Raw genomic sequence first — 23,936 nt, 5'->3', positions numbered from 1 at the left:
CAACTCAATAAACTCGCTCACTTCGTTCGCTGGGACGCATACACGCAGGGCGGCTTCGCCATTATGCCCTACGTGCCTGCGCCCGTTATTGAAAAGTTAGTAGCCACATGAAAATGGAGACAGCAGTGGAAATAGATGAAGATAAAATCGATGAAGCGGCACTTGCTCTGTTTTACCTTACTCTGCACGACAAGTTTGGTAGGGCTTGGAAGCAAATAGATTGGAGTATCACCGACCGACTTTATGAAAAAGGTTATATTCACGACCCTGTTGGCAAATCAAAGTCTGTTGTTTTAACTGAAGAAGGGCTCGTCAAATCAGAAGAGCTATTCAAAAAGTTATTCGTCAAAAATGAGTGAACATTGTGCGCATAGCTCAGCTTTTACTCTAGGATGTATCAGCGTGGCAACTAACAAGCCAATTAACGCACTCACTTCGTTCGCTGGGACGCATACACGCAGGGCGGCTTTGCCATTATGCCCTACGTGCCTGCGCCCGTTATTAGAAAGTTAGGCATACACAAGTTAGCATGGGGGGCCATTTCCCTTTTCTTTTCGTGGTTGGGTTTTTTAATCTATTACTTCTTTGCAATTAGAGGTATGAGCAAGCAAAGTACATAACGATTCGTTGTTTCGCTCCACTTTAATATGCCCTTTATTAGACGTTATACGGTGATAGGAATTTAGATAACATGAAGATTAAATTGATAGTAATCTTGTCAATATGTGTAATCTCAACAGGGTGCGCTTCAACTTCTGATAGAGCTGCAAGAGACTTTCTTGATGGGGCTAGTGCCAGTGCTGAAAAAAGACAGCGAGAAGAATCTACTAACCGATACAGCAAAAAGCGTGACCATAAAAACGATGCTATAGAAGATACGGTGTCTGGAGCACTTACCGCGCTTTTTAGAGGTTTGTTTAGCTCTGAAAGCGACGATAACTAGTGAAAGATAGTTTCCTAGCATGGCGTGCGAGTAGCGCTTTAATGCCCTTTTCAAAAGGTATTATTTGCTTACCAGCAGTATTTCAAAAGAGGTCTGCCCGTTGGAATTAAAAACCATTGGTTTGTTTGTTATTACTGCACTTGCTGAAATCGTTGGATGCTATCTGCCCTACTTATGGTTGAAAGAAGATAAGTCCATATGGTTGTTAGTACCAGCGGCTATATCGCTCGCGCTTTTTGCTTGGCTGTTATCACTGCACCCGACCGCTGCCGGGCGCGTATACGCGGCTTACGGTGGTGTTTATATTTTTATGGCTATTATGTGGCTTTGGCTTATTGATGGTGTGAAGCCAACGTTATGGGACTTGGTGGGCACCTTTGTCGCTTTGATTGGTATGGCGATAATTATGTTCGCACCAAGAAGTCACGGATAAGAGTCTTGCTTGCAATAAATAACGAAGAAAACGCGATGAAGATTACCTTTATTCCAAGTACGAACCTACCAAGGGCTGCTGAGTTTACCTTTAATAACATGCGCGATTATTACGCTCAGTTTGCGCCTGATTGGGACGCCGAAAAAGTGCTTGGGGTTACCGCAGAGCTCATTAATTACGACATTCAAGTAGACAGCGAAACGGTGGGGGTTATGCGCCTTCAATACGACGGTAATACCTGTATATTGCGCGACCTTCAGGTCATACCCAGAGCACAGAACAAAGGCATAGGTAGTGCTGCCATTGAAGAAGCAGAAAGACTAGCATTAGGGGCCAATACTAACTCGCTTAACTTACGAGTATTCAAAGTTAGCCCTGCCGTTTCGCTTTATAAAAAAGTGGGATTTATCATTAAAAGTGAAGACGACCGCTTTTTTAACATGACTAAACCCTTAAGCACTTAACAAACAGGCTTGTACCGCCGTCTACTCAGAATATACCTAAAGGCCAAAGCACATGAAGATTATTATTGATGATCTCACCGGAGGAGAAGTGCTAGCGCTTTTAGAAGAGCATTTGTCTGATATGTATGCTACATCGCCACCCGAGAGCGTACATGCATTAGATGTTGAAGCACTAAAAGCTTCGAACATTACTTTTTTTAGTGGCTGGAAGCAGCAACAGCTTGCGGGCTGCGTCGCTATTAAAACCCTTGATACACATAGCGCCGAGCTAAAATCTATGCGCACAGCCAAACCGTTCAGAGGATGCGGTGTAGCGTCTCAGTTATTACTTTTTGCCCTAGAACATGCGAAAATGAAGGGGTTTAGTTCGGTAAGTTTAGAAACGGGAACGCAAGACTACTTTTTAGCGGCCAGAACCCTATACAAAAAGTTTGGTTTTGTTGATTGCGGTCCATTTGGCAGTTACTCAATCGATCCCAACAGCCACTTTATGACCCGAGCGCTTTAATTTAGTATTTTAAGAGAATTCCACATGTCGTTACCTCCTTGCCCGCATTGCCAATCAGAATATGTATACGAAGATCAGCCTCTACTTATTTGCCCTGAATGTGGACACGAGTGGAACCCGAACGAGGTAGAAGAGGAAGTCTCAGCTAAAGACTTCAACGGTACACCATTAGTAGCCGGCGACAAAATTACGCTAGCAAAAGATTTGAAGGTAAAAGGCAGTTCGTTGGTACTTAAAATTGGCACCAAAGCCGTTATCCGACACGTGAAAGATGCCAAAGACCACCAGCTAGACTGTAAGGTAGATGGCGCGGGTGAAATGATGCTGACTGCGCAGTTTGTTAAAAAGGCATAGACGGCCTTTATTGAAAAGCTGTTACTCCTCTCGGCGCGCTTACTTTTTGTTGTTTAGCAGGCGCGCTAGCTATCCCCTGCTATTTCCTGTTAAAAATTTGCGACTTCGTTGGTAATGGTTTCAGTAAGCAAGCTAATCGCTTTCGATGACACTTTCTGAGGGTTAACTAAACAAACACCCACATGCCCAAGCTCGGGTAAACTTTCTGAATTAGATAAAACGTGTAGCCCAGGCGGCACTGAACTCTTTGCAAGAACGGTTATACCCAGCCCTTCGTTAATGGCCGTTTGTATGCCGTTTAAGTCAGCAATGGTATACACCACCTGCCACGGTTTTTTGATGGCCGATAACAGATTGGTTGCTCGCTTGCGGTAAATACACGGCGAAGGTGCTGCAATAATAGGCAGTTTAGCAGGCACGCTATTTACAAAGCGCTGACTCCCCACCCATACCAGTTGATCTGAAATGATGTAGCCGTCTTGCTGAGGATCAGGTGTTTCTTGTAGCGAAAGAATTAAATCGAACTGACTTTTAAGCGGCTCACTAAGTAAGTCTTTACTTAGCGCACAATGCACCTCTAGCGATATTTCCGGATAGGTTTGCGTGAACCGTCGAATAATTTTAGGCATAAGCGTTGTACTAAATTCGCTAGGAATGCCTAACCGAATATTTCCCGTAACCTGCGGTTTGCCGAATTCGGCCATCGCCTGATCGTTCAGTGCCACTATCTTTTCACCATACGACAATAAGCGACTACCAGCGCCAGTTAGTGCCAAGCGATTTTTGTCGCGGGAAAATAGCTTTTCCCCAATCATTTCTTCTAGTTTTTTTATCTGTAAGCTAATGGCAGGCTGTGTGCGCTGAAGCTGCTCCGCACATTGAGTGTAGCTACCCGTCTGTGCAATAAGCACGAACGAACGCAGAAAATCTATCGATAAGTTTTTCATTACTTTGCTGTACACCTCTCTATTAGCTTTGCCTGCTGTTTTGCCTTACTAGTGCCAAACTTGCTCACAAGGCCATTTAATAAAGTTATAATGCCATATTTTTTATTAATTTTATTTATTCTTTTTACACTCCTAGTATCAGATACAAAATAATGACATTTAGGAGCCAGCATGAACCCACTTAACCAGCACCTTCACGAACAAGACCCAGATATCGCAGCATTTATTGCGCAAGAAAACGAACGCCAAGAACATCACATTGAACTGATTGCATCGGAGAACTACACCAGCAAAGCGGTTATGCAGGCGCAAGGCAGTCAGCTAACTAATAAGTATGCAGAAGGCTATCCGGGCAAGCGCTATTACGGTGGCTGCGAGGCGGTGGACAAAGTAGAACAGCTTGCTATCGACAGAGCTAAAGCATTGTTTGAAGCGGACTATGTGAATGTGCAGCCTCACTCTGGCTCTCAAGCGAATACTGCAGTTTATATGGCGCTATTAAACCCGGGCGATACCATTCTTGGGTTGAGCCTTGATCACGGTGGGCACCTCACACACGGTGCAAAGCCTAACTTCTCGGGAAAACTATACAACGCGATTCAGTATGGCTTGAACACAGAAACTGGTGAAATTGACTATGACCAAGTAGAAGCCCTGGCTCAAGAGCACAAACCAAAAATGATTGTAGCGGGCTTTTCTGCTTACTCTCGCGTGGTCGACTGGCAGAAGTTTAGAGACATCGCTGATAGCGTAGGCGCGTATTTACTCGTAGATATGGCACATGTTGCAGGCCTTGTTGCGGCCGGTGTTTATCCCTCGCCAATTAACGCGGCTCACGTGGTTACTACTACTACCCATAAAACACTACGTGGTCCTCGTGGCGGGCTTATTATGTGTAAGTCAAACCCCGAGCTTGAAAGGAAATTCAATTCATTAATTTTCCCTGGCATTCAGGGTGGCCCACTTATGCACGTTATTGCCGCAAAAGCGGTAGCGCTTAAAGAAGCCATGACAGCAGAGTTCCGCGCTTATCAAAAGCAGGTAGTCATTAATGCACAAGCTATGGCTGATGTGTTTATGAAGCGTGGCTTTGACGTAGTATCTAATGGAACCGACAACCACATGTTCCTGCTAAGTCTTGTAAGTAAAGGAATGACGGGGAAAGAAGCCGACGCGATATTAAATAGCGTGAATATAACGGTAAATAAGAACACAGTACCCAACGATCCGCAGTCGCCATTCGTTACAAGTGGTATTCGAATTGGCACACCTGCGGTCACTTCACGCAATTTTAGTGAAGAAGACTGTGCTCAATTAGCCCATTGGATTTGTGATGTGTTAACAGCGCCAGAAGACAATGCAGTAGTACAGCAAGTGATAGATAAAGTGGCAACGCTAACAGCGGCTCGCCCCGTTTATACTAAGTAAAACCTAGTACTATACCGAGCGAACTCGTGCGTTGCAGGTAGCCACCATTACCCGCCACACGAGTTTGGCTCGTTCATTAAACTGCACTATTCCCACTCCCCAAGCGTCTTCCATGGCGCCTTGCCACACGCTACACGTTTCAATGGTATCGCCGTACAAGGGGGCTAACGATAAGCTAATGCGTAGCGACTCCAACCATTCCCTAAATAACGGGTCCTGATTACCTGCTTCACGCATTTGAGAAAGCTGTAGCGAAGCTTGTTGCTTAATACCTTGAAGCCTTTTGTAGATTTCGCGAGGGTCTTCTTGCTGCCCCAAAAGATGAAGTTCGCGCTCAATATCGTAAGCATTGTGCCAGTGGATAGTTTGCTGCGGTTCTTTTGAACAGCCCCACATTGCCGCACTCATAAGCGAAAGCAGCATGATACGCTTACCCCATAATAAAAGGGTTGAAGGAAATAGTTTTTTGCCACGCACCAAACTGCGAACTCCTCAAACGATGTCATCTACAGTATAGATGAGTATTGCGCTAGGGCTCGCATAAGTGCGCGTAATTAAACTAATTTACTAAGGTGAAACTTGCGAAGCACCTAAAGTGCTTTGCGCTCTCGTTACGGTAGGAAGTGGCTAGCTAAGCCACTTCCACCAAATAAACACCATTAGAAACCCAAATAGATAGATTAGGCCTAAATAGCTAAGCAGCTTCACTATTACGTTTGGTGCCGCGTCTTGATGAAGCTTGGTTTGTGCCACAAGCTTATGGTTAAGCCAAGCAAACATTGGAGTCGTAACAAAAGCCAGCGTCATCGCAAAACTTAACATTGCCAATAGCGCAGATTTAAAGAACAACACAATGATAAAACTCGCCACTGCCATGAACAGTAACACCGGCGTTACCAGCGTATTTCGTGCGTTTTTGTCTTTCTTAAAAAGAAGCGCTATTGCTTCAGCAACCACCCTCGCATAACCATCGTAAACGGTTAGCGCCGAACCAAATATGCACAAAAATGCAACCAGTGCGATAAGCCAATGCGCCCACTGTCCAATGGTTGATGAGTACATACTAATTAACTGATGGGAAAAGCCGATACCGCTGGTACTTAGCTCTGTACCGCTGCCATACAAAATTAATGCACCTAAGCCCAAAAACAACAATGCGAGTAGCACCGTCACTGCATAACCTAAATTAAAATCGAAAAGGGCCGACTTTGGCGTTACGGCTTGCCCTTTGCACTGGCGCTTTAACCAAAGTGAAGTAATGGACGATATTTCAATAGGTGCGGGCATCCACCCCATTGTGACGACTAAAAAGCCTAATGTAGCGAGCGTCCAAGGCGAAGGCGGCGCCACGGCAGGTGCTGGTGAAGCAGAGTAATTGCTTAGTGCCACCACGAATACGGCGACTGTCGCCACCACAAGCACGCCCATTATGCCTTTGGCGATATTGTCCAATCCTTCAAAATGGCCAGCGAGTAGAATGATTAAAATAAGTGCCAAAACCACTGAAGCGGACAACGTTATGGCGATATCGAAAGGAATAAAATACGACAATAAGCTTGCTGCAAACAACAACAGCGCTGCAGCATTGACCACCGACGCAATGGTATTCAAACCCAAGGCAATGGCCAAATATCGTCGTCCCATTCCCAAGTACCCTTGCTGAAGGGTTTGTTTTGTACTGATGGTGTAGCTAACGCCTGCTCTAAAGAATGGGTATTTGAGTAAGTTAACTACCAATATAAGCAGCGCTAACTGCCAACCAAACTTCGCCCCCGCTTGAGTTGATGCTACTAAGTGACTACCGCCTACCGCCGCTGTTGCCATAAGCACACCCGGGCCGAGCAATTTTAATAATGCAATACAACGGGCAAAAAACGATGTTTCAGCTGAATACGACAAGGCAACCTCTAAAAGGGCATTTCAAAATAGCCGTTAACCATATCAGTAATATAATAAACAGAAAAGAGAGTACGCGCTCATCTGCAAGGCTTGTAGTGTAAGCAGCTGTACCCAGTTTACGCGGGCTATTTAGCCGGAGATTTTAAAAGGTATACAAAGCGCCAGTGAATAAAAAGGCGCTGTTGTCGCTGTAATCTCCACGCGCAAAACCCTCTCCTTTTTTGAGGTAGGCTCCACCTAGCACTAATCGCAACTCGGGTCGCACTTGATAACGCCAGCGAGCTTCCACTTGATGGCCAATGAAACTGTCCACGTCTTGAGGTGCTTTTTGGTACCACATGGCTTTGTAACCAAGCATAATATTGTGCGCTTTTGCTGGCTTAGACACGCTTCGAAGCCCCACCGCTTTTAGGTTTCTACGTGGCATAGCCTGATATACATCAGTAGGTCCGAAATCAAAACGTCTCACGCCGTATAAGGTATCAAAGTCAGAGATTGTGTCATCGCTTATGTCGTTGTCGCCACTGATATAGTCAACTTCAGCTCTAAGAAAGGTGTTGTCTGTAATCTGTTTCCCAACATAACCAAACAGCATATATGCACGAACGTCTTTCTCGTCTGTATCGTTAGCAGATGCGGTTTGATAAGAAGTTCCCGTTTGCCCCACCACCTCTATATTTGTTATCAGGCCATTATCGAAAGGCTGGGTATAGTCCACACTCAATGTGTACAAATCACGGTTTTTGGTGGCAAGTGCTTCACTATCGTCTTCTTTTAACCAGTAGCTTTGCAGCTTAACGTTGTTGTCTTTTGACGCAGCGTACACACCAAAGAATTTTCGTTCGCTAAAGCTTTTGTCGAACGCGCGTTCGTTCCCGTCCAGACTTTCACTGTCAGTAGGAAAGCGAGATACCGGCAGCACGTACACGCCATGTACTTGCCAATCTGCAACTCTTGCTTCCACCACAATTCCATCATAGCTATTGGTGGCATTGCGATAGGCTGTTTTGGCCAATAGCCTGCGACTGCCGTAGTCGAGCTCCATACGCCCTACTTTTATCGCAGACACTTCGTGTAAGCCTGATTCTCGTTCAGGTTTGTAGGTGATAAAAAACTGTGTAGGCTCTAGTGTATTAACCTGATTGGCCGTTAGCGTTGGATCGTTTTCATCCAGAAACACTCGCGAGTCACGTATTTCGATCGTTGCCGCGAGGTTTTGATAACTTACCGTAGAATTCACGATAAAGCGTGTTGAAAGACGCTGATTACTTTGTTCTCGAGCAGCTGAAGAGGTAGGAAATATAGGGTTATTCAACGACTCGTAGCGCACTCTAAACGAGCCAGAGACATCAAAGGCTATTTCATCACTCGACGCGTTGGCTAACGGGGAAATAACAACGAGTATTAGCAGAAGGCATGTGCTCAACAGCGAGCGAAAACGACCACGCCCGTAAAGTCGCACAAATAAAGGGCTGCGCATTAGGAAATAACCATTACATCAGTATCGTTGCACTGAAGTATATAGATTATTTTTATTATCGCACTGCCCTTTTAGTTTAATTTCTTATGCCTTTGGCGTTTAGCCAGCGGGGCTTTTGTATAGCCCCTTAGGCCTGAAACGCCAGCTAGCGTCTGTCAAAATTCACTTTTTTCTGCGGGTGCTGATAGTAGCCTTCTTTTAGAAGGCGTTTAAAGCGGGTCAGTTTTCCGTCCAGCGTTAACTCTTCTAACCCTTTATTAAATAGCGACAAAATAAGCTGACTGTCACTTTCGCCTTTAGGCACTAACAGATGCGTGGTTACAGTTGAGATAAACGGCTTAATGGGCATCACATCTCTGCGGTCGCCACTATCGAAATCACGCTGAAGCAAGTACCATCCGGTTAACTCATCAATGGGAAAAACGTCAATTTTACCGTCAATCAGCGCCTGTAAATTGTCTTTGTCTGTGGCACTTTCCACAACATTACTGCTGCTTTTAATGTAAGCGGCAAGTTCATCGTTGTATAAATACCCTTCCGTTACGCCCATCTTTAGGTCTTTTAAGTCGCTTAATTCAGCCCAAGTATCAGGACCCTTTTCAGCATTAACATAAAACACCAAGCTTTCCGCACTAATAGGGTTACTGTGGAAAAACTCACTTTCCCGGGCGCGCACAAAATTGCCGTATGAGATGGCGTCGTATTCGCCTTTTAGCGTTGCTTCAAGCGCTTCTTCCCAGGGTAAAGATACAAACTCAACCACAACGCCTGTTTCTAAAAACGCATCAGCGATTATGTGATTGATATAACCGTCGTGCTGCATATCAGTTGACGTATAAGGGGCATACTCTGTGGTCGCTATTCGCAGTTTCATCCACGCATGGGCAAAACTTTGCATTGGAACTAGCGCTAGTATAAATGTCGCTATTAATAGTAATCGCATGTCAAAGTCCTGTTAGTGATTAGAAGTAAATACCAAGGTTTATGTTCAGGCGGTGGGTAGTTTCTTGTCTACCACCTAAGTCGAGTCCCACGCCCGGACCGCCTGAGAACCACATGTTTTTGCCTTGGATACTATCTACATATACAAACAATTTATCCCAGCCAAAGCTACAGCCGTTTATCCACTGCGACGAGTTTTTCCCTTCACTTCCTTCACCTTTTGCCACGCTGTACTCTGAGTAACAAGTAAGTGATTCTATGTGAGTAAACTTATAAGGCACAGAGTACACAAGGTTTGCTGAATAGGTTTTACCGTCGGCCGCGGCTAAGAACGGAAAGGTGAAAGAGGATAGCGCTATGCGATCGTCCGCTTGCCCTTCTGGTGCAGCCAAATCGTATTCATAGTCGATATACTGCAGTTCGACCTTCAGGTCGCCTTGGGTATGGCGCATATGCACGGCATAGGCATTCATATCACCATCGTCCAGGGTATCCAGGTTTAAGATGTTGCCGTATTGGTAAGACACGCCAATATCGGTAGTGCCTCCGCGAATAAAGTTTGCTGTGTAGTTAGCACGTAAATTGTATTGGCCGTCTTCTTTATTTCGATATTCACCGTCGTCCGCCACGTCGAACGAATAGCGCCCAAACTCAGCGGCATCGTTGTACTCGTCGTTCATAAAATAGGCGGCTTGAAAATCCCAGTTACCCCAATCATGATTTATTTTCACCCCAGCATCGTAATCATCTTCGAAGCCAAGATAATAATTTACCGAGAACCAAAAGTTGTTACTGGCAAAGGGCTGCAAACCAAACGGTGTTTGGGTTATACCTGCTGTAATCTCGGTTTGCTCATCGAAATGATAAGTCAGGTCGGCGAACCTTACTGTGTCGAAGTCGGTGTTTTCGTACCATCGATATTCGGCTTTATAGCTAAATTGATCTGACTCACCCGACACGCCAAGTTTGAATGATTCAAATTCGAAACCATCTCTAAACTCGGGAATTTGCCAGTCTTGATGCCCGTAGTTAACCCTAACATGACCGCTTAAATTAAAGGGAAGTTCGTCGGCATTTGCGAAGCTTGAGGTGCACGAGGCTATTGAAACTAAAGAAAATGCGGATAGTAGCTTGTTCATTACTGTTCCTGTATTGAATTTTTGGCGGGAACCCTTTGCTAAAAAATGCCTCTAAGAAACATGAGGGGCGTTCAAGCGCTTAGGTGTATCGCGCACCAAAATAAATCCTTCAGTACTAACAATACTGAGCAAACCTTAAAAAAAGATCATTTGTTAAGGTCAGACTTCTGTGAAGTGACTCATGGAAATTAATCGCCCCCCGCAAGGCGGCGGCATTTAAACATTGGTCGTTTACTGTGGAAAGTAAAGCGCTATGTATGCGCGGTAGATGCGGAAAGTTTTGCTGTGAACGTCAGGTCTACTCTACTAATTGGTCGCCACTTGAACAGTGAATAGGGGAATATGTGAACATAGCGTGCCAGCTTTACGACTACATCGAAATTGCCTGCATGTATGGGCTTGAGGTGAGCGTAGTATTAAAAGACGGGAATACGGTAAAGGGTACAGCACTGACCACAGTTATCGATAAACGCAACGACGTGGCCACAGAGTGTATTCAAATGTCCATCGACAAAACCACGCAAAATATTGCGCTTAATGAAATCGCTCAACTTGATGCAATAACTGACAACCCGCATTTCAGCTCAGTCAGCTTTTAGGTAGTATGCGCAGCTAACTTAGCTTAACTTTCAAAGTGATCCTGATTTATGACGCAAAACCTCTCGGCCATTACTTTTTTTGTAGACGACTACGACAGTGCCGTTGAATACTTCACCACGGTTTTAAACTTTACCTTAACCGAAGACAAAGTAACCGGCGAAAACTCGCGTTTTGTTCTGGTAACCCCACCACACAGTGCTACGAGCTTGTTGTTGGCGCAAGCAAAAAATGACACAGAAAGGGCACTCATTGGCAGCCAAGCCGCCGATAAAGTATTTTTAATTTTGAATACTGACGACTTCTGGCGCGACTTCAATGCCATGCAAAGCAAAGGGGTGGCATTTTTAGAAACCCCTCGGGAAGAAGTGTATGGTACGGTAGCCATCTTTAGAGATAAGTTTGGCAATAAGTGGGATTTGATCCAAACCACCTAATTGCACTTTATATAAGTGCGCCTTGTCGTTGCGATATTTTTTGCGGCAAGGTTTTAAATGAATAGTGTAAGGAAGTAGAGGAGAAGTAGCACGTGCAGGCCATGAAGCGTTCCATTATTGCTGATGTTGTTGCAATAGCGGCAATAGCACTGTTGATCACTACGACGTTTTATTGGATAGAAGCAAGGCGCGAAGTCATAATTCTCTGCGATAATTTTACGCCTGGCGTATCGAAAAAAAGTGTCGAACGCCAGCTAGATACTGCAAACTTATTGTTGTGGGATACAGAGTTTGTTGCAAATGGCAGCAAAATTGAAGCATATAGCCCTCTACACTTAGGCATTATGAAATGCAGTGTAGAGTTTAATAAGCAAGATACCGTTGTATTCTCTATTGTTGAGTAATCAAAATCCCTAGCAGCTTCCTCTACTTTTTGCGTTTTATGTGAACCAGCTTGGTGCAACGTTTACATCGACGCAACACCCTATTCACCGGTGCGCTAAAAGTCGTAAAGGCAAACTTACCTTCCGCCATTTATCGCAGCGAGTTAACTTTTCATCTCGCTGTAACCTACTGTGTTGTAAACGTATAATTACGCTGTGTCTTCTTAACGCAAACTTTTTCTTATGCAAAAAACAAAACACAGTGTCATCGAGGATGTTTTCGCCCTGATAAGCGCCGGCTTGTTTGTTGCTTTTGGCGTATATTTATTTCAGTCTCAAGACTTAATGGTAGGTGGCGCGGCAGGCTTAGCGCTATTAGGTACTTATGCCGTAGATATGGACTTCGGCTTGCTATTCTTTCTGATTAACTTACCGTTTTACACCCTAGCTTGGACGCAAATTAGCAAGCGTTTCACCATTAACACCTTTATATCCGTCACCACGGTTTCTGTACTAACTGAGCAAATTCCAGCGTTTGTGGATATTAGCCACGTAAATCCATTTTTCGCGGCGGTATTTGGCGGTATTTTAATTGGTGTAGGTATGCTGATGATGTTTCGTCATAGCTCAAGCCTTGGTGGCGTTGGTATTATGGCGTTCTATTTACAACAGCGTTTCAATATTAGAGCCGGTACATTCCAGCTAACCGTAGATAGCTGTATATTACTTAGTGCTCTGTTTTTCATCGCTTGGCCTTTAGTGCTGATTTCAATTTTAGCGGCATTTTGTTTGAACATGGTTATTTCGCTTAACCATAGACCAGAGCGTTACTTTCCAGTACAAGGCGAATCTGAATCAAAAAAGGCAAACGCTGAGTCAAACAATGCCGATACCAATCACTTGGAAAATCGTGCTGAAAACAGCCTAGAACAGTGCTTAGACAGCGAGCTTCGCGCACAAAACGGCTAAATTTACTCAGCCAGTCTTTGTCATTCGGTCATAAGTTTTCGCTCTTACTCCCCTCAAAAAGAGACAGCAGCGATGATTAGGGCAACAAATAAAAAGCCCGGTTAGGCACAACCTAACCGGGCTTTCTTGTATCTTTTATTTGTATTCCTAGACGCCTATAACAAACCTATTGCTTCTTCTGAACAGGTCTTGACGGTCGACTTACTACTCCACGGTTCACTCTTGGACGAGAAAACGAAGTACGCATACAAACCTCACTTATGAGTTGTTGCTCAGCACAGTTGGAGGCGAAACATTCACCGCAATCCCGCGACCAAGCCGATACAGTATAGGCTCAAAATGGGGGTAAAAGTCTCATTCTTTTAATGAATAGTGCTTTATTAAAACTTATATAAAGATTGGCCAAATTGGCACTGCTTTGAAAGTTAAAGGTATTTTACAATGCGCGGCACCCGTTGAGAAACGCGGGTCATTAATTCGTAGTCGATAGTGTCAGCATTAGCCGCAACTTCCTGAATTGGTACATTCTGCCCCCAGAGCTCAACTTCATCGCCCACCGCGACGTTGTCGATATGAGTTACATCGATTGTGATCATGTCCATAGAAACGCGGCCAGCTAAATAGGCGCGTTTACCTCTAATCATTACCGGCGTACCGTTTTTGCAGTGTCTTGGATAGCCATCGGCATAACCAATGCCAACGGTTGCAATTTTGCTGGGCTTACTTGCTACCCAGGTTTGACCATAACCAATTCCCTCGCCTGCCGGTATGGTTCGTACCGCTAATACACTGGAGCGAAGTGTCATGGCAGGGTAGATTTCAATGTCGAGATTTTGTGAGGTAGAAACGGCACCGCCATAAACCCCCACACCTAAACGGTTCCAAGCATTTCGACTTGCAGGCCAGTTTACCGTGGCGGGAGAATTAGCCACGCTGGTTGGCAAGTCCAATTTACTCGCTACTTGTTTGAACGCATCGATTTGCGTGTTGGTAAAATTATTATCTACATCGTCAGCGCACGCAAAGTGCGTAGCAATAACCGTTTGCTCGCTAAGTAAATGATTGTACTTAGCAGCAATCCCTTCGATATCGAAAAGGGCAAAACCCAACCGGTGCATGCCGCTATCCACTTTAAGCCAAATATGCGGGCGCTGCTGTTCGGGGCAGCTTTCTAACCACGTAAGCTGTTCTTCGCAGTGCATAACTAATATACAGTTATGCTGAAATGCCATTTGGCACTCTTTTGCCTGATGTGCCCCTTCTAACACCACAATAGGCGCAGAAATTCCCGCGTCGCGAAGCGCAATGGCTTCTTCAATTATTGCTACGGCAAAACGCGAAGAAACATGCTGAAGAATGCGCGCTACATTTACTGCTCCATGACCATAAGCGTCGGCCTTTACTACCGCCATAGACTGACTTGAGGGCGCTAAAGCAGCAAGGGCTTTAAAATTATGTAAAAGGGCATCAGCATGAATGATAGCTTGCGTTTGTCGGCTCACAGAAAAACACGTTCCTTAAATGTTTAATGAGAAAGAATATCGAAAGCCAAAGTGTACCACGAGAAACGGATTAGCTGCGCAGGATTAATAATGAAAAACGTACCATCTAACGCAAGGTTTCTTATGGCATAAAATACCGTTATGCTTTGCGCTAGCTCATTATCACAATTTCGTTGCCCCAAGGTTTTTAATGTCTTCGCACAATTCTTATACTTCAGAATCATCCGCCAACGCCAGTATTAAAAATACAGTCAGTACTGACAATCAAGCGGCAGGTAATAAGCCCACCGTTAACGAATTAGCCCAGTCACTGAATAAAATTGTGTCAGAAGGCAGAAACCCAGACACCCTCGATATAGACACGCTAAGCACGGAAGGCATTCTTGCCCGCATTAACAACGAAGACGCGAAAGTGGCAAACGCAGTTACCTCGCAAATTCCGCAAATTGGAAAAGCGGTGGATGCTGCAACCATTAGCATTAAAAATGGTGGCAGGCTTATTTATATAGGCGCGGGGACCAGCGGCAGGCTGGGCATACTTGATGCGGTAGAGTGCCGCCCCACGTTTAGCGTGCCTGATGAACTGGTTGTTGGCGTGATGGCTGGCGGTGAAAAAGCCATTCAGCACGCCGTAGAAGGTGCAGAAGATGACGTCGACGCGGGGCGTGCTGATCTTGTAGCGCTGTCCTTAAACCACAACGATACCGTTATTGGTATTTCGGCAAGCGGTCGTACACCCTATGTAAGTGGCGCACTGGAATATGCCCGTTCGCTTGGCTGCTTTACCGGCGCTATTGCATGTAGCCCTAACGCCGCTATTTTTACCCATGCTGATGTAGCTATATGCCCAGTTGTTGGCCCTGAGGCACTTACTGGCAGTACGCGCATGAAGTCGGGTACGGCGCAAAAGCTAATTCTTAATATGATTAGCACCAGCACAATGATTAAGCTGGGGAAAACCTATCAAAACTTAATGGTAGATGTGAATGCCACTAACGAAAAACTAAAAGCCCGTGCGCTTCGCATTGTTATGCAGGCTACGGACTGCAGTGAAAATGCTGCTTTAGCAGCGCTTAGTGCGTGTAACAACAAAGCTAAAGTTGCTATTTTAATGGTATTAACGGGGCAATCTGCCGAGCAGGCCGCCGCTCAATTAGATGCTAGCGGTGGGTATTTACGTTCCGCCGTGAATAAAAGCGAATAAGCACGGTAGCCTAATGCTATGAAAGTTTTAACTTCGGTCACATTTAATAAGGTTTTTAGACGCCTAACGTCGAGCGCATTCATTGCAGTACTTTCTCTAGCACTAATTAGCTTATCGCTTAACGGCTGTGCACAGCAAAGCTTATCTACACATGTATATACAAGCGATACAGGTGGCAACGCGAAGCATCCTACACTAATAGGAAAGCAGCCTGTATCAAGCACTAAGCAGTTTACTGTAGGCGCTGAACGCTATTCGAAATACCTGCCCTTGCTAGCAGGTAAACGGGTTAGTTTGGTGGTAAACCAAAGCGCGTTGGTTTCGAGCCACAGCGCATTGCCTTCTAGCACGGTTGAGCCTGAAGAGCGCGAATCGAGCAACAGCTTGGCTGCACAAAAAAATAAGATAAAGACAAGCCAGCGCAATCAGCACCTGCTTGATGCCCTTCTTCAACGCAGTGTTAATGTTGTAAGTATTATGTCGCCGGAGCACGGATTTAGAGGAGACAAAGGCGCCGGCGAAAAAGTAGATAGCAATATTGATGCTAAAACCGGTATACCTATTCACTCCCTTTACGGCGCAACCAAAAAGCCTACCCCCGACATGTTGGATGGCATCGATGTGATTGTTTTCGATATTCAGGATGTAGGCGTACGCTTTTATACCTATTTAAGCACCTTGCACTATGTGTTGGAGGCGGCATTTGCGCGTAATATCGACGTTATCGTGTTAGATAGGCCAAATCCTAACGGCCGTTATGTTGACGGCCCAGTACTTCAATCTGAATTTTCGTCGTTCATTGGCATGCATCCTATTCCCGTCTTACACGGTATGACCTTGGGCGAACTTGCTCAAATGATTGTGGGGGAACAGTGGTTAGATATTGACGTGAGCAGTTATGACAACGCTAAGCTTACCGTTGTCCCAGTGCAGAATTATCAACGCACTGCACATTATTCATTGCCCGTAGCCCCTAGCCCTAATCTGCCAAACGATTTATCGATACTCCTTTATCCAACGCTGTGCTTTTTTGAGGGCACCGACGTGAGTATAGGTCGCGGCACTGACTTTCCCTTCCAACTTATTGGCCACCCGTTTGTTGAATTTGGTAAAACCGAGATACCGGTAAATGCAAATAGCGCAGCGCCCCACCCTAAACATGAAAATACTCTGCTAAGTGCACATGTCTTTTCTTATGCTGATCCAACGATCTTTGAAGGCTCTGACTCTAAGCAAACAACTCACAAGCGCTCACCAATTAGTGGCTTAGATATCGCTACATTGATAGATGCCTATTCTCGTTTTTCTGAATATAACAAGATGATCAGCGCCAGTAATGCCTCTGAAGAAACCTTCTTTACTCGCCCAGATTTCTTCGACAAATTAGCGGGTACCGATGCGCTACGATATCAAATTCAAGCCGGTAAAACGCCTGCAGAAATTCGCCAGAGTTGGCAGAAAGAGTTAAGCAAATTTAGAGAAAAACGAAAAGCATACCTGCTTTACGAAGACACGGATTGATGTACAGATAAACGTTTTTAGCCTTGAGGATTTGAGGTTTCTTATCAAGGTAAATGTGGAGGAAGCGATAGCGATGCCAAACTTAACATACAACATGTAAGTAAACACTCACACCCACATAAACACAGCTTTATTTGAAGCTAAAAAAGTTAGTGAAAACTAACCTTCTTCATTTTTTGTTTTTACCAAAGCTGCGAGCTGAGCTTCAGCGGTGGCTTTTTGATGTTTAAGCTGATCTCTGTTTTCGCCGTCACTCTCAGCGATTTTTACATCAATATCGGCGATCGTCTGCATCAGCGTTTCTTTACTTTTTTCTTTTTGCTCGGCCTCTTCAGCTTTGTCAAAAATAACATCTTCAGGAGATGCTTCTTCTTGTTTAGTGTGTCCAGGCGATTTAGCTATCATTTTCAAACCGTCGGGCTGGGGGCGTTGATTCATAAAGCTAGGAGAAACAATTTCAATATCGGCATTATGCAAAGCGTCGAGTACGGCTTTATGAAGCCTTGAGCGCGCGCTCAGCAAACTCTTCACTTCAGTTAGTAGACCTGAAATGCGATAACTTACTGAAAAGTCGCCTAACCCAACTACTTGTACAAATGGCTCTGACAGCTGGGCATTTTCAGCTGCAACAAGTAAGTGCTTTTCAATAATGCTGTGATGTATATCGTAACCTAAGCTGATATCTACACTAACAATTGCGCCAGACGCTCTGGTCACAGAAACGGGCGAATTCACCATCAGCGTATTGGCAAAGGCAATAAGCTCTCTGCTCTCAGTCTGAATTTCCACATCGAGCAAGCCCATTTCGGTAACGCGACCGCTGTAGCCTTCTACCTTGATAAAGTCACCCACTTTAAACGGACGATTTACACGAAGTACGATCCCCGCCATCAAATTCCCTACCATGGTGGTAGAAGAAAAGGCAATCACACCTGATATAAGTACGCCGATAAGTGCAATAACCTGATTTCTAGTACTCTCACTTACAGGGAGCGTCATTGCAATTACAACAGCGCCAATGATAGTAAGTACCAACATTCCAACTTGGCGAGGTAACTTCTGCTCACTAGTAAGATGGCTCTGCTTGGCTAGCAGAAGGTAGTGCAGTGCGATGAGCGCACTTATTACCAATACAATAGCGACAAGAAGCGGAACAAAAGGGAACAACGCACTTAATACCGTATCGACTAATGAAGTTTGCGTAGCACCTGATGTATTTGTTGTATTCACGGTATTTCCTTTTGAAATCGCTTTTGAAATGGCTTTTGGCTTGGCTCTTAGTTCGCACTTAAATGGGCAATATCTTTGGTCTTGGTCTCTGCTTTCGCGTGGCCACCTATTTCAACGAAACAGGTGAACGTCCCTCAGCGAGCGCGCTACCAAGTATTACATCAACCAAAGCATTAAGACTATAGCTCGTAACGTGCTGATTTTCTTTATCACTTTGCTGTGTAATGTTCACCGCATAACTAAATGTAGCAATAGCAACATCGGCTAGCTCTTTCACGTCATGCGCTTTATATGGCATGCGCAGTGGAGCAAAGACCACGGTTTTATTCTGTGCTTTCGCAGCAACCATTATTTTTTTGCTAAATGCCATCACCTCAGTCTCGCTTGCGCGTCGTTTCACATGCTCAGGTAAATCGACTCCTCCTAATTCATAGTTAGCATGTAGCGGACTAATATTACCAACCACCAGCACGTCAGCTTGTTTTAGTAGATTCATTGCTAATTGGGTTTTAGGTAACGCAGTTAACGGCAAACACGCAAACTCCAGAGTCTTATTGTTGAAGTTGGAACGTGCGCGTGTAAGCGCGGCTTCAAATGCTAAACATCTTGCTGCGTCTGGCATAAGCGCCAACCAGCGATTTGAAGTTATTGGCAACTCATCCTTCCCGAAGAGTACAGAAACTGACGATTTAGAAAGCGCTTTCTCAATTTGAATTCCTCGGTTTTTCAAACTGTTAGGATTATTCATTGAAGCATTTTCTTTCGCTTCATTGAGCCACCATGACATGGGCTTGGAAATAAAACTTTGCAAAGCAAAGCGCTGTTTTGCCTTAATAATACGATTATGAGACGCTTTCAAGAAAGCGCTTTCTGAGATTCGATTTGCTGCATTATCCATAAGTAACGCGAACTTTTTTATGTCGTCTTGGTTTCTTATGGTGAACGGCATAAGCGCAATATCAGCACCTGCGCTGAATGCACTGACTAATGCTTCTTCATGGGAGAAAAACTGAGTAATACCTGCCATGTCTAACGCGTCAGTAACGATAAGGCCTTGATATCCTAATTGGTTGCGAAGCAAATTGCTTAGTATCTTCTTCGACAAAGTAGCAGGAACTATTTGTGACTTACCATGCTTATCAATAATTGTCGTATCGTCTAAAGACGGGTACTGAATGTGTGCACTCATTACCATTGCAGGAGGCGTTGCACTATTAATGATATTCGCAAAAGGAAGGATGTCACCCGCCATAGCTTGCGCTTTGCTATGCGTTACTTGCGGCAGGCCACTGTGGCTATCTACATGGGTATCACCATGGCCTGGAAAATGTTTGATAGCGCTCATTACACCTGTACTTTGCATAGCACTGACAAATGTCTGCCCGAGTGCGGCTACCTGCTCTGGATTTTCCGAAAAGCTGCGTACGTTAATAACGGGGTTCTTCGGCTCGCTATTTACATCAACCGACGGCGCAAAATTGGTGTTTATTCCCAGCGGTAAAAGCGTTTGGCCAATATGAGATGCCACACTTTGCGCAAATGCGCTGCCTCGCTGATGAAAAGTGGCGCCAATGGCCATGTTACCCGCAAACGGCGAGAGCATGTCTGAAGGCAACCTTGCTACTCTGCCCCCTTCTTGATCGACAGCAATAAATAACGGCTGACGACCTGCTTTTACCATATGCTGCTGCATGGTGTAATTGAGCGTAATTAACTGCTCGGTATTTTGAATGTTCTCTGAAAACAAAATAACACCGCCGATGTTGTGCGTACTAAGCACATTTAAAAGTGACGGTGGAATTACGGTCATGGGCGTACGGCAGCGCGAAGACGGCGTATTGTCTTCACAGAAATAGCGAAAATCCAAAATGATTTTTTGCCCGAGCATGTTTTTTACAGCGCGAATTGTTTCGGCATCAGCGCTGGGCTTAGGATTATTCGAAGCGTTAGCACTTTCAGATTGAGCGGTTGCGCTAGCAGTAAACAGTGAAGCACTTAATAAAATGAGTATGCCTGACAAGATAGCGCTAAGGCCCATCAATGAAGCACGTTTTTTACAAATAACTTGCTGGAATAACAATGTTTATCTAATCCTTGGTAACACGAAGCACAATACGGTACGCTAGCATAAATGAGAGAAGCATGTTCGCCAACTTTGAACTGCAATCACACATTCTCTTACGCAAATAGACATACCTATAGGGCAAGTAGAGCGTAGTAACTTACCAAAGCTCGACAAGTCCTAGGCACACATAAATTTAAGTTTGGAAAGAAGTATGGATTGGATGTCAGTCATCCCCCCTCTTGTGGCTATTGCCGTCGTCTTTTGGAAAAAAGAAGTCATACTCGCATTAGCGCTGGCGGTTTTGTGCGCGGAAGCGTTAATTTTGGTAAATGCTGATATCGCTAGCAGCTATATGGCGCCCATTAATGCCATAGAGCGCGTGGTTGATACCGCCGCGAGTCCTGGCAATACACGGGTGCTTATTTTCTCTGTACTAGTGGGCGCGTTGCTCGCATTTATACGTGACTCTGGCGGAGTAACGGCAACGGTCAACTTTCTAGTAAACAAAGGGGTAGCAAAGAGTCGCAAACAAGTTGGCGGCTTGACCATGTTCACTGGCATCGCCGTATTCATAGAATCAAACTTAAGTGTGCTCACTGCCGGCATATTCGCCCGAGGTCTGTTTGACCGTTTCGGCATGAGCCGCGCGCGCTTAGCCTACATCATCGACTCCACCAGCGCGCCCGTTTGTATTTTGATTTTATTGAACGGCTGGGGGGCATTTATACTCAGCCTGCTCGATGCATACGAGCTACCAGCTTCGTCAGCCTCAATTTTATGGGGCAGCGTATTTTTTAACTTTTACGCTATCTTCACCTTACTTATTGTGGCCTACACTATTTCCGCTGACAAAGTGCATGGCCCCATGGCTGAGGAAGAAAAAGCACTAACGCATGTAGAGGTTAACCAAACTACGGAACCTGCCACCAAGGCACGTTTTATGTTGGTACCGCTAATAATAATGGTATTAAGCATGGTTGGCTTCATGTTCTGGACAGGTAATGGCGTATTGTCTGAAGGCAGCGGGAGCAAATCTGTACTTTACGCTACGGCTCTTGCCACTGCCATTGCCTATGGTCTGCTCTTAATCCACAAGCGTTTTACCCACAAGGAAGCGGTAGAAATTGGTTTTAAAGGGATGGGTGAACTACTTCCTCTAGTAACCATAGTGTTACTGTCGTTAACCTTAGGCAATAGCCTTAAGGTGCTTGGAACAGGCGTGTTTGTCGCGGGCATAGTGGGAGAGTATCTTCCTTTAGTGCTTATTGTTCCCATGCTATTTATTGCCGGAGCGATCATGTCGTTTACCACAGGCACGTCATGGGGCACATTCGCCATCCTAATTCCTATTGGTGTGCCGCTGATTCAAAGTTTAGGGTTACCCCCTTCACTGGTCATTGGCGCTATTTTGGGGGGCGGCATATTTGGTGATCACTGTTCACCTATTTCCGACACTACTGCCGTATCTTCGCTAGCAGCAGGTACTGACGTATTAACGCACGTTAAAACTCAGTTTCCCTACGCACTATTTGCGGGCGCACTTACGCTTATTGCCTATTTTGTAGCAAGCTTGGTCATGCTTGGTTAATGCCGTTGATTAAAGTTTGCTGGAAGTCAGTTGCTAATCGCAAAGGTTTAGCAATGTCTGTAACAAGGAGTTTGTAATGAAAAAGCGGATAGCTAACATCGGGTTTATCTCGGTAATAGTGGCATTTATTTCAGTAGTGGCAGCGTGTTCCCATGCGCCAAATCCCCCTGTTGATAGTGCTAGCAACAATACAGTAGGGCTTAGCCAACAGGCCGTTGCCATGCCTGACAGCTACAGTGCCGATGCTGCAATGCAGGTACTCCAAGAAGGTGGTAACGCAATTGATGCTGCTATTACGGCACAGTTTGTCTTGGCTGTTACTCTACCTGAGGCGGGCAATGTAGGCGGTGGCGGCTTTATGACAATAAAGTTTAAAGATAACACCGACTTTCTAGATTACCGTGAAATGGCACCTGAAAATGCGCATCGCGATATGTATCTTGACGAGCAAGGTAACGTAAAACCGCATGAGTCTTTGTTTGGGGCTAAAGCGTCTGGCATTCCTGGTACCGTTGCTGGTATGTGGGCCGCGCATAAAAAATACGGCACATTGGATTGGGAGCGTCTACTCGCACCAGCCGTTGATTTGGCCGAGCAAGGTTTTGTGGTTCACGAGAAGCTGGCCAATAACATTGATCACTATATTGAGCGTACCAAAGAAGCAGCTATCAATAACAACTTTAGCGAGTATTTTGCACACGCTAAAGCAGGTACTACCTTCAAACAGCCTGAGCTAGCGAAAACGCTTAAAGCGATTCAGCAACAGGGAAAGGATGGCTTTTACAAAGGCGATGTAGCAAAGCATATTGTTGATTTTATGCAGCAAAACGGCGGCCTTATTACCTATGAAGACTTACTGGCTTACAAAGCAGTGTGGCGCAAACCTCTTCACCTAAACTGGCAAGGTTATGAGCTGGTGACCGCACCTCCTCCAAGCTCTGGTGGTGTTGCCGTTGCCCAGTGGATCGGCATGCTAGAAGCCTATGACGCAACGCACGATTTGCCAGCGCAAAACAGTACTGAATACATTCACGTTATGTCAGAAATTGGTAAGCGCGTGTTTGCCGATCGCGCTGAATACATGGGCGATCCTGATTTTGTTAGTGTTCCGGTAAAAGCGCTCACTGACGCTAACTATATTACTCAACGCGCAGCAGATATTCAGCCTACCAGTATTTCTGATACCCCAAGCGTTAAGCCTGGTTTAAAAGAAAGCGAAGATACAACCCACTTCTCCATTATGGACAGATGGGGTAACGCTGTTGCTAATACAACGACCATCAACCTTACTTTTGGTAGTGGTGTTGTTGTGACTGGTGCTGGCTTTTTGTTGAATGATGAAATGGACGATTTTAGTGCTAAGCCTGGCGTGCCTAACTTCTTTGGCGCAGTGGGTGGTGAGGCGAATGCTATTGAACCTTACAAGCGCATGCTGTCTTCTATGACGCCAACACTGGTCACTAAAGACGACCAAGTGGTACTGGTAACAGGCTCTCCTGGCGGCACTACCATTATTTCGTCAGTAACTCAGTCGCTATTGAATGCCCTGCTTTACGATATGAGCGCTGAAGAAGCCGTGAACTCACCACGGTTTCATCACCAGCTATTGCCCAAAGACACCATTCGTATGCACGACGGGTTTACAGAGGCAACGGTAAATGAGCTTAAAGCAATGGGCTATACCATAGATAACCGTCGCTTTGGTGATGTACATTTAATTAAGCGTACTAAAGAGGGTGTAGAAGCCGCATCTGAAAAAAGCGGACGAGGTAAGAGCCTAGTACAACCATATTAGTACAGCCTTATTAACACAGTCGTATTTACACAGCCGTCTTAGTACAACCGTATTAGCACAGGGCTGTTAGCTCAGCCACATTAGCTGAGCTCCATTAGTGTAGCTTTG

General features: G+C 45.1%; 24 protein-coding genes. 15 read left to right on the top strand and 9 right to left on the bottom strand.

Annotated features, from left to right (window positions below; translation table 11 throughout):
* Positions 1-125: 125 nt before the first annotated feature.
* From MHN09_RS13825 to MHN09_RS13800, 6 genes are all read left to right on the top strand, one after another.
* Entirely contained in the window at positions 126-359 is a 234-nt protein-coding gene (locus MHN09_RS13825) for a DUF6429 family protein (protein WP_239241114.1), read from the top strand.
* A 332-nt stretch (positions 360-691) separates the two neighbouring features.
* Positions 692-943 carry a hypothetical protein gene (locus MHN09_RS13820; protein WP_014948136.1) on the top strand — a complete coding sequence of 84 codons (252 nt, stop codon included), beginning with the start codon at positions 692-694 and terminating at the stop codon, positions 941-943.
* Between the two features lie 100 nt (positions 944-1,043).
* Positions 1,044-1,376 carry a YnfA family protein gene (locus MHN09_RS13815; RefSeq protein WP_157160426.1) on the top strand — a complete coding sequence of 111 codons (333 nt, stop codon included), beginning with the start codon at positions 1,044-1,046 and terminating at the stop codon, positions 1,374-1,376.
* 35 nt (positions 1,377-1,411) lie between these two features.
* The gene (locus MHN09_RS13810) at positions 1,412-1,840 is read left to right on the top strand and encodes a GNAT family N-acetyltransferase (RefSeq protein WP_239241112.1); all 429 of its coding nucleotides are present in this window, start codon (positions 1,412-1,414) and stop codon (positions 1,838-1,840) included.
* 52 nt (positions 1,841-1,892) lie between these two features.
* A complete protein-coding gene (locus MHN09_RS13805; protein ID WP_014948133.1) occupies positions 1,893-2,348 on the top strand; it encodes a GNAT family N-acetyltransferase in 456 nt (151 codons plus the stop codon).
* A gap of 24 nt (positions 2,349-2,372) precedes the next feature.
* The gene (locus tag MHN09_RS13800; RefSeq protein ID WP_014948132.1) at positions 2,373-2,702 is read left to right on the top strand and encodes a zinc ribbon domain-containing protein YjdM; all 330 of its coding nucleotides are present in this window, start codon (positions 2,373-2,375) and stop codon (positions 2,700-2,702) included.
* Between the two features lie 89 nt (positions 2,703-2,791).
* Here the strand turns inward: MHN09_RS13800 and MHN09_RS13795 are convergent, their stop codons facing one another.
* Positions 2,792-3,649 (bottom strand): LysR family transcriptional regulator, encoded by an 858-nt coding sequence (locus MHN09_RS13795; RefSeq protein WP_014978205.1) that lies wholly within the window; start codon positions 3,647-3,649, stop codon positions 2,792-2,794.
* A 171-nt stretch (positions 3,650-3,820) separates the two neighbouring features.
* Here MHN09_RS13795 and glyA point away from each other — a divergent pair, with 171 nt between their 5' ends.
* Positions 3,821-5,077, top strand: coding sequence for a serine hydroxymethyltransferase (glyA, locus tag MHN09_RS13790; RefSeq protein ID WP_239241110.1), 1,257 nt, complete (start codon positions 3,821-3,823; stop codon positions 5,075-5,077).
* 9 nt (positions 5,078-5,086) lie between these two features.
* Here the strand turns inward: glyA and MHN09_RS13785 are convergent, their stop codons facing one another.
* From MHN09_RS13785 to MHN09_RS13765, 5 genes are all read right to left on the bottom strand, one after another.
* Complete coding sequence (locus tag MHN09_RS13785) at positions 5,087-5,554, bottom strand: hypothetical protein (protein ID WP_014948129.1); 468 nt, start codon at positions 5,552-5,554, stop codon at positions 5,087-5,089.
* 150 nt (positions 5,555-5,704) lie between these two features.
* Positions 5,705-6,976, bottom strand: a complete 1,272-nt coding sequence (locus MHN09_RS13780) for a divalent metal cation transporter (protein WP_239241108.1) — start codon at positions 6,974-6,976, stop codon at positions 5,705-5,707.
* A 142-nt stretch (positions 6,977-7,118) separates the two neighbouring features.
* Complete coding sequence (locus MHN09_RS13775; protein WP_239241106.1) at positions 7,119-8,456, bottom strand: alginate export family protein; 1,338 nt, start codon at positions 8,454-8,456, stop codon at positions 7,119-7,121.
* A 145-nt stretch (positions 8,457-8,601) separates the two neighbouring features.
* Positions 8,602-9,399, bottom strand: a complete 798-nt coding sequence (locus MHN09_RS13770) for a transporter substrate-binding domain-containing protein (RefSeq protein ID WP_014975545.1) — start codon at positions 9,397-9,399, stop codon at positions 8,602-8,604.
* A gap of 19 nt (positions 9,400-9,418) precedes the next feature.
* Positions 9,419-10,537, bottom strand: a complete 1,119-nt coding sequence (locus MHN09_RS13765; RefSeq protein WP_014975544.1) for a porin — start codon at positions 10,535-10,537, stop codon at positions 9,419-9,421.
* Between the two features lie 344 nt (positions 10,538-10,881).
* On the opposite strand from MHN09_RS13765, the gene MHN09_RS13760 reads away from it, so the two are divergent.
* The 4 genes from MHN09_RS13760 to MHN09_RS13745 all read left to right on the top strand — a co-directional run bounded on the left by MHN09_RS13760 (position 10,882) and on the right by MHN09_RS13745 (position 12,923).
* On the top strand, positions 10,882-11,136 hold the full coding sequence (locus MHN09_RS13760) for a Rho-binding antiterminator (protein ID WP_014948124.1): 255 nt from the start codon (positions 10,882-10,884) through the stop codon (positions 11,134-11,136).
* Positions 11,137-11,184: 48 nt separating this feature from the next.
* Complete coding sequence (locus MHN09_RS13755; RefSeq protein WP_039225021.1) at positions 11,185-11,571, top strand: VOC family protein; 387 nt, start codon at positions 11,185-11,187, stop codon at positions 11,569-11,571.
* A gap of 92 nt (positions 11,572-11,663) precedes the next feature.
* The gene (locus tag MHN09_RS13750) at positions 11,664-11,975 is read left to right on the top strand and encodes a hypothetical protein (RefSeq protein WP_014948122.1); all 312 of its coding nucleotides are present in this window, start codon (positions 11,664-11,666) and stop codon (positions 11,973-11,975) included.
* A 222-nt stretch (positions 11,976-12,197) separates the two neighbouring features.
* Positions 12,198-12,923: a YitT family protein gene (locus tag MHN09_RS13745; protein WP_014948121.1), complete on the top strand. Its 726-nt coding sequence runs from the start codon at positions 12,198-12,200 to the stop codon at positions 12,921-12,923.
* 425 nt (positions 12,924-13,348) lie between these two features.
* Here the strand turns inward: MHN09_RS13745 and alr are convergent, their stop codons facing one another.
* On the bottom strand, positions 13,349-14,425 hold the full coding sequence (gene alr, locus MHN09_RS13740) for an alanine racemase (RefSeq protein WP_239241104.1): 1,077 nt from the start codon (positions 14,423-14,425) through the stop codon (positions 13,349-13,351).
* A 190-nt stretch (positions 14,426-14,615) separates the two neighbouring features.
* Here alr and murQ point away from each other — a divergent pair, with 190 nt between their 5' ends.
* Both murQ and MHN09_RS13730 read left to right on the top strand, forming a co-directional pair.
* A complete protein-coding gene (gene murQ / locus MHN09_RS13735; protein WP_239241102.1) occupies positions 14,616-15,629 on the top strand; it encodes an N-acetylmuramic acid 6-phosphate etherase in 1,014 nt (337 codons plus the stop codon).
* A gap of 18 nt (positions 15,630-15,647) precedes the next feature.
* Positions 15,648-17,150: a DUF1343 domain-containing protein gene (locus MHN09_RS13730; protein ID WP_239241100.1), complete on the top strand. Its 1,503-nt coding sequence runs from the start codon at positions 15,648-15,650 to the stop codon at positions 17,148-17,150.
* 159 nt (positions 17,151-17,309) lie between these two features.
* Here MHN09_RS13730 and MHN09_RS13725 read toward each other — a convergent pair whose 3' ends face one another.
* Together MHN09_RS13725 and MHN09_RS13720 are read right to left on the bottom strand one after the other, a co-directional pair.
* Complete coding sequence (locus MHN09_RS13725; protein WP_239241098.1) at positions 17,310-18,380, bottom strand: mechanosensitive ion channel domain-containing protein; 1,071 nt, start codon at positions 18,378-18,380, stop codon at positions 17,310-17,312.
* A 106-nt stretch (positions 18,381-18,486) separates the two neighbouring features.
* Positions 18,487-20,460, bottom strand: coding sequence for a glycoside hydrolase family 3 N-terminal domain-containing protein (locus MHN09_RS13720; RefSeq protein WP_239241096.1), 1,974 nt, complete (start codon positions 20,458-20,460; stop codon positions 18,487-18,489).
* A 196-nt stretch (positions 20,461-20,656) separates the two neighbouring features.
* Between MHN09_RS13720 and MHN09_RS13715 the strand changes: the two genes are divergently transcribed.
* Together MHN09_RS13715 and ggt are read left to right on the top strand one after the other, a co-directional pair.
* Entirely contained in the window at positions 20,657-22,033 is a 1,377-nt protein-coding gene (locus MHN09_RS13715) for a Na+/H+ antiporter NhaC family protein (protein WP_014975536.1), read from the top strand.
* Positions 22,034-22,109: 76 nt separating this feature from the next.
* Positions 22,110-23,828 carry a gamma-glutamyltransferase gene (gene ggt, locus MHN09_RS13710; RefSeq protein ID WP_168533608.1) on the top strand — a complete coding sequence of 573 codons (1,719 nt, stop codon included), beginning with the start codon at positions 22,110-22,112 and terminating at the stop codon, positions 23,826-23,828.
* Positions 23,829-23,936: the final 108 nt, after the last annotated feature.

The organism is Alteromonas sp. MmMcT2-5 (assembly GCF_022348315.1).
In the GTDB taxonomy this organism is placed as follows: Bacteria; Pseudomonadota; Gammaproteobacteria; order Enterobacterales; family Alteromonadaceae; genus Alteromonas; species Alteromonas macleodii.
This window is presented reverse-complemented; position numbering and strand designations above follow the sequence as displayed.